Annotated in this window: 5 protein-coding genes; 4 read left to right on the top strand and 1 reads right to left on the bottom strand. The window is 69.3% G+C overall.

What is annotated here, in order from left to right; all coding sequences use genetic code 11:
* Window positions 1-203: 203 nt before the first annotated feature.
* The 3 genes from ABEB28_RS30125 to ABEB28_RS30115 all read left to right on the top strand — a co-directional run bounded on the left by ABEB28_RS30125 (window position 204) and on the right by ABEB28_RS30115 (window position 3798).
* On the top strand, window positions 204-659 hold the full coding sequence (locus ABEB28_RS30125; protein WP_345731621.1) for a peroxiredoxin: 456 nt from the start codon (window positions 204-206) through the stop codon (window positions 657-659).
* 219 nt (window positions 660-878) lie between these two features.
* Window positions 879-2387, top strand: coding sequence for an acyltransferase family protein (locus ABEB28_RS30120; protein ID WP_345731620.1), 1509 nt, complete (start codon window positions 879-881; stop codon window positions 2385-2387).
* A gap of 184 nt (window positions 2388-2571) precedes the next feature.
* Window positions 2572-3798 carry an acyltransferase family protein gene (locus ABEB28_RS30115; protein ID WP_345731619.1) on the top strand — a complete coding sequence of 409 codons (1227 nt, stop codon included), beginning with the start codon at window positions 2572-2574 and terminating at the stop codon, window positions 3796-3798.
* A 49-nt stretch (window positions 3799-3847) separates the two neighbouring features.
* Here ABEB28_RS30115 and ndk read toward each other — a convergent pair whose 3' ends face one another.
* A complete protein-coding gene (ndk, locus tag ABEB28_RS30110; protein ID WP_345731618.1) occupies window positions 3848-4255 on the bottom strand; it encodes a nucleoside-diphosphate kinase in 408 nt (135 codons plus the stop codon).
* 254 nt (window positions 4256-4509) lie between these two features.
* On the opposite strand from ndk, the gene ABEB28_RS30105 reads away from it, so the two are divergent.
* On the top strand, window positions 4510-6054 hold the full coding sequence (locus ABEB28_RS30105; protein WP_345731617.1) for an acyltransferase family protein: 1545 nt from the start codon (window positions 4510-4512) through the stop codon (window positions 6052-6054).
* The last annotated feature ends 104 nt before the right edge of the window (window positions 6055-6158 follow it).

The raw sequence follows: 6158 nt of genomic DNA, 5'->3' as shown, positions 1-6158 counted from the left end.
GTCGCCGCCGTCGCCACCGCGTCGACTGACCAACGCCACTGCGCGGCCCGGCCCCTGAACGGGGTCGGGCCGCGCGGCGTTTCCACGCACGTGTCAGCCCGGATCCGGACGGTCGCGAACGTGGCGTTGCCCGCACCGACTGGCGGGAGCGCGGCGGGGCTGCGAGAGTTGCCAGGACGTACCCGCACTGACGAAGGTCGACGATGGACACAGGCGATCTGGCTCCGGACTTCGAACTGCCCGACCAGGACGGCGTGCCCCGCCGGCTGAGCACGCTGCTGGCCGAGGGCGGACCGGTGGTGCTGTTCTTCTACCCGGCCGCGATGAGCCCCGGCTGCACCGCCGAGAGTTGCCACTTCCGTGACCTGGCCAAGGAGTTCGCGGCGGTCGGCGCTCAGCGGATCGGGATCAGCAACGACCGGGTCGAGGTCCAACAGGAGTTCGCCGGTCGTCACAACCTCGACTACCCACTGCTGTCGGACATCGGCGGGGTCGTCGCGGCCGAGTACGGCGTGAAGCGCCGCCTCGGCCCACTGGCGGTGAAGCGCCACACGTTCGTCATCGACGTCGACCGCCGTCTGCTCGCCGTGATCCGCAGCGAGCTCCGCATGTCCGTCCACGCCGACAAGGCGCTCGAGGTCCTCCGCGATCGCGCCTAACGCAAACACGTACGCGCCAGCCGCCGAACGACGTCATGTCCTCGGTGTCGCTGACGGCGTGCGCTTCAGGGTTACGGCACGGACGACCACTGACCACACGGGTTAATCCGAGTCACGCCTGCCCGTCCGGTCACAATGGCCCGCCCGATCACCCCCTTTTGACAGTGATCGCCATGATGCGTCCCCCACGGCGGGGTTACGCCGAACCACCATGGCGCGGTGACCGCAACAGCTCTCGAAAAGCCCGCTGCCGACTTACCCGACGCCGTCCGAGCCCACGTCACCCCCGCCGCCGAGGCGGGCACGCAGGCGGTGAAGCCTCCGGCCGGAGGCCGGAACAGATACTTCGACGTCCTGCGGGCCGGCTGCATCGCCTACGTCGTCCTGTACCACGCTTTCCCGCTGGCGGGGCTCTCGTACTGGCCCCGGATGGGCCTGCTGTTCGCGATCGCGGGCTCGCTGACCGCCCGCTCGCTCGACGCGTCCACCCGGCGCGCGGTGGCCACCCGGCTCCGGCGCCTCCTGCTGCCGTTCTGGGTCACCGCGCTGCTGACCGTGCCGCTCATGCTGGGCCTGGGTTGGCGTCCGGAGACCGGCTGGGAGCTGTTGTTCTGGGTGGTGCCGATCGCCGACCCGCCCGGCGCGCCGTGGGCTGGCGCGCTGACCGAGGTGCTCTGGTACCTGCGCACCTACCTCTGGCTGCTGTTGCTCTCGCCGGTCCTGCTGCCGGTCTTCCGGCGCTTCCCGCGACTGACGGTCCTGGTTCCGGTCACGGTGGCCGTCGCGATCGGCACCGGCCTGTTCGATGTGTGGACGCTCGGCGAGCAGCTCGGTGCGGTGGTCCAGGACGCATCGGTGTACCTGCCGTGCTGGCTGCTCGGCTTCGCCCACCGGGACGAGTGGATCGCGAACGCCCGTCGGCGGACCGTCCTGGTCGGCGGGGCAGTGCTGACGCTCGCCGGCGTCGCCTGGGCACTCACCCACCCGGCCGGCGCCGACCGGTCCCTCGACCTCAACTCGATTCCGCTGGCCCAGCTGCTGTTCTCCGCCGGGACCGTGCTGTTCCTGCTCCGCGCGGCACCGCGCTGGGCCGGGCTGGAGCGCCGGTGGTGGCCGTATCAGCCGGTGGCGTGGCTGGTGCTGGTCGTCAACCGGCGCGCGATGGTGCTGTACCTGTGGCACAACGTCGCGCTGGCGCTGAGCTTCCCGATCGGGACGGCGATCGAGGTCTGGTCGCTCGGAGCGGCCGGCGGCATGGCGGCCTGCTGCGGGATCGCACTGGTGTTGATCGGCGTGGGCGTCCTGGCGCTCGGCTGGGTGGAGGACCTCTCCGCCGGACGTCGTCCGGCGCTACTGCCGCGCCTGCCCGAGCGTCGGGCGTCCGCATCGCGCCCGCGGCCAGGCGCGTCCGCCTCGGCCGCAGCGACGGTCACGCCGACGGCCGGCGTGGCGGGCAGCCCGACCGGCGACGCGGCGGCGGGGACGGCAGTAGCGGACCCGTGGGCGCTGCGGCTGCTCCGCGCGGACCAGATACCGGCCGAGCAGTGCCGCCCGATCCGGGTCGCCCACGCTGTCGGCATCGCCGGCTCCGACGTCCGGATCACGCCTGCGCCGCAGCTCGTCCGCGAGCTCGCATGGTCGGCGTTCCCCGGGCAGGACGCTCCGGAGCGCGCCCGCCGGAGCGGCGCCGTCACCGCGGCGGGGACTGACCCGGCGTCCGAAACATGAGGGCGGAAGTCAGAAACGCGGTCGCAACAGAGAGTAGGTAGCGAATAACTAGCAGTTTCTTACGCGTTCAACCAGTCGCCAAGCGTGCCGAATTCCGTCGACCTAACGCCAGAATTCGTGGCGTCGAAATTCTCACGTCGCCCTGGCGCAGCGGTACGTCGCGGGGCTGCGCCAGTATGAGGGCATGCCTTCGACGGACTCGGCACCTACGCCGAACACCGCCACGCATCCGGGGCGTGACCGATACCTCGACACACTCCGCGCATTAGCTCTCTTTCGGGTGGTCGCGTACCACGCGTCCCCGATCATGTGGTTCAAATGGCTTCCCTCGATGGGCATCATGTTCGCCCTCGCGGGATCGCTGATGGTTCGCTCGTTGGACAAGTCCGTTTCGCGAACCCTCGTCAATCGCCTTCGGCGTCTCCTACCTGTCCTATGGGTTTTTGGTGCCATATGGGTTCCGGTCATGATGTGGCACGACGGTCCGCCCAGTCAATGGACCGACGCCGACGGCGACTCGGTACCGAGCTGGCAACTGGTGTTCTGGTTGATTCCGGTGGGCAATCCGGTAGGTAGCGCCTGGGGTGTGATCGGCTGGGGCGTTCTCTGGTACATCAAGACGTACCTGCTGTTCGTCGCGTTGTCGCCGCTGCTGCTACCGGCCTTCCGGAAACTGCCCTGGGCGACGATGGCCGCGCCTTTCGTCCTCTTGACTCTCATCGAAACCGAGGTTCTCCCGATTCGGGATTGGTGGGGAGCTTCGATCAGCGATGCGCTGACCTATCTCGGCTGCTGGCTGATCGGATTCGCCCGGGCGGAGGGAATGCTCCAGCGAATGCGTCTGTCGACCCTGCTGGCGATCGGCGGGGTGGTCGCTCTCTCCGGCATCGCCTGGCTGGTCGGCCCGGGCAACGCGGACGCCGCAACACTCGGCGAGAGCCCGTGGTCACTGCTGAACAGCAACCTGGCGATCGGGCTCTTCTATTTCGGCACCGTTTTCATTCTGATGCGCTTTTCTTTCCGAATGGAATGGCTGACGCGCTTTCCGCTGCTGGACCGGACCATCACGGTCTTCAATTCCCGCGCGGTGACGATCTTCCTCTGGCACGGCATCGCATTGGCGATCGCGGTCAATATTTTCGGACAGATCGGCGTCTACCAGTGGTACATCTGGTTCCCGTTCGCCTGGATACTGATCGGCCTGGCCGTGCTGCTGTTCGGGTGGATCGAGGACGTCGCCGCCCGCCGCAAACCCGAGCTGTTGCCGGGCCGACCCTCGCGTCCGACGCCTGCCCAGGCCGCGGACGCGGCGCTCCTGGCGCCGCCCCCCGCCGTCGCCGAGGTCATGCCGATCTCGCCGGCACCCCAGCCGGACCCGGAACGTCGGGCGTCCGGGGAGACAGGCGGCTGACCGGGCACCACGGGCGCGTGGAACCCGGCTCGACGCCAGAACGCGGGCCTCAGGCCTCGGGGAACCAGATCTTGATCTCGCGTGCCGCGGACTCCGGCGAGTCGGACGCGTGCGCAAGGTTCTGCTGGTTGGAGAGCGAGTAGTCGCCGCGGATCGTCCCGGCGGCGGCCTTCCGTCCGTCGGTCGCGCCGAGCAGGCCGCGGACCACGGAGATCGCCTGGTCACCGGAGAGGACCAGGGCCACTAGCGGCCCGGACGTGATGAAGTCGCGCAGCCCCGGGTACCACGGCTGCTCGAGGTGCTCGGCGTAGTGCTCGTCCGCGAGAGCGGTGTCGACCGACCGCAGGTTCATCGCCTCGATCGTCAGCCCTTTGCGCTCGAACCGTCCGAGCACCTCCCCGACCAGGCCGCGGCGGACGGCGTCGGGCTTGATCAGGACCAGCGTGCGCTCGGACACAGGATGACTCCTCGTTCGGCCGGGCGTCGCGACACCCGGCGGATAGCTTCGTCGGGGTGGGCGACCGGGGAGTGAACACCGGAAGCGGACGCGAACCAACCCGTTACCGGAGGGTACCGCCCGCGTGATGCCGCTCTCATACGCCCCCGAGTCGGAGACGTTCTGCCCTCTTTCAGCCCTTTCGAGCAACTCGCGACACAGCGAAGGGCTGTCCGCCTCATCGAATCTTCATGTCACCTGCGGAGCATGTGCTCGTGTCCGGAATTGCCGTTGCGCCGAAAGCCGCCGCCGTGAAGGGTCGAGACCGCTACCTCGACACGCTGCGAGCGGTCGCGATCATCCGCGTGGTCACCTATCACGCGTTCGGCTTTGCCTGGTTCCCCTGGTTCCCGGCGATGGGCATCATGTTCGCGCTGGCCGGGACGCTGATGGTGCGGTCGATCGACAAGTCGCCGCTCCAGGCGGTCAAGAACCGGTACCGCCGCCTGCTGCCGGTGGTGTGGGCGTTCGGTGCGATCTGGATCCCGCTGATGATCTGGCACGACGGCGCGCCCTCCTACTGGGTGGACGCCGACGGCGACCCGATCCCGGTGTGGCAGCTGGTGTTCTGGCTCCTCCCGGTGAGCGACCCGCCCGGTAGCGAGTGGGGCGAGACGGCGTGGGGCGTTCTCTGGTACCTCAAGACCTACCTCTGGTTCGTCGCGCTCTCGCCGCTCCTGCTCAAGGCGTTCCGCAAGGCCCCGTGGGTGGTGTTCGCGGTGCCGTTCGCGCTGCTCGTGCTCGCCGAGTTCGGCATCCTGCCGCTGGAGGACTGGTGGGGCAGCGCGCTCAACGACGTGTTGGTCTATCTCGGCTGCTGGCTGATCGGCTTCGCCCACGCCGAGGGCATCATCAAGCGGCTGCCCCTGCCTGCGCTGTTCGCGATCGGTGGCGCGGTCGCGCTGGCCGGGATCGCCTGGCTCGCGGGGCCGGGTAACGCGCAGGCCCTCGAGGAGGGCCAGCAGACGTGGTTCGTGGAGAACAGCAGCCTCACGTTGGCGCTGTACTCGTTCGGCGTCGTCTTCATCCTGATGCGGTACTCGTCGCGGATGGAGTGGCTCCAGCGCCACCGCGTGATCGACCGGATCATCACGATCTTCAACTCGCGCGCGGTGACGATCTATCTCTGGCACAACGCGGCCCTGGCCCTGGCGCTGGGCTTCACCGATCGCATCGGCCTCTACCCCTGGTACGTGTGGTTCCCGCTGGCCTGGGCGTTGATCGGCGTCGCGGTGCTGCTGTTCGGGTGGATCGAGGACGTCGCCGCTCGACGCAAGCCCGAGCTGGTGCCGGGCAAGACGAGAGCGCCCGCGATCTCGGTCCAGCCGTCCTCGCCGACCACGCCGGAGAGCGCATCGCCGGTCGCCGCCGCGCCGGCGGGCCCCGGAGCGCGCTACGGGCCCGACGCCTCCTACGGACCTCGGGCGCGGCACGGGTCCGAGGCCCCCAACGGGCAGACCGGGCCGCCGCACGGGGCGGAGAGGCCGTACGACCCTTATGCCGGCGCCGGCCAACCCCCGCGGCACGCCCGGCCCTACCGCCGCGACCCGCGGTACGACGTTCCCCAGGACCCGGCCTACGGCGTGCCCCAGCACGACCCCCGGCACCGTCCCGCTCCGCCACCGCGAGCCCCACGCAACCCCTACCCGCCGGAGTACGGCGCGGTCCCCCGATCCCGTCCCACCGAGCCGCGCCGCGGGCCTGACTACCCCGATCCCGACGACTACCCGGACCGTAACCGCAATCGGACACAGCGCTGAAAGTTACTCTCCGTAGCCCGTTCGAGACGAGCACTCTCACCCGGGGATGTACGGCGTTAGCTGCACGAATATTCAATATCTGTCGTGAATCAGGCACACCGCGC

The organism is Cryptosporangium minutisporangium (genome assembly GCF_039536245.1).
GTDB lineage: Bacteria > Actinomycetota > Actinomycetes > Mycobacteriales > Cryptosporangiaceae > Cryptosporangium > Cryptosporangium minutisporangium.
Note: the sequence above shows the minus strand (reverse complement) of the source record. Positions and strands in the feature narration are given on the sequence as shown.

Excerpts from the sequence above, each read along its gene's own strand:
- ABEB28_RS30115 (WP_345731619.1), top strand. The coding sequence starts at position 2,572 with ATGCCTTCGACGGACTCGGCACCTACGCCGAACACCGCCACGCATCCG.
- ABEB28_RS30125 (WP_345731621.1), top strand. The coding sequence starts at position 204 with ATGGACACAGGCGATCTGGCTCCGGACTTCGAACTGCCCGACCAGGAC.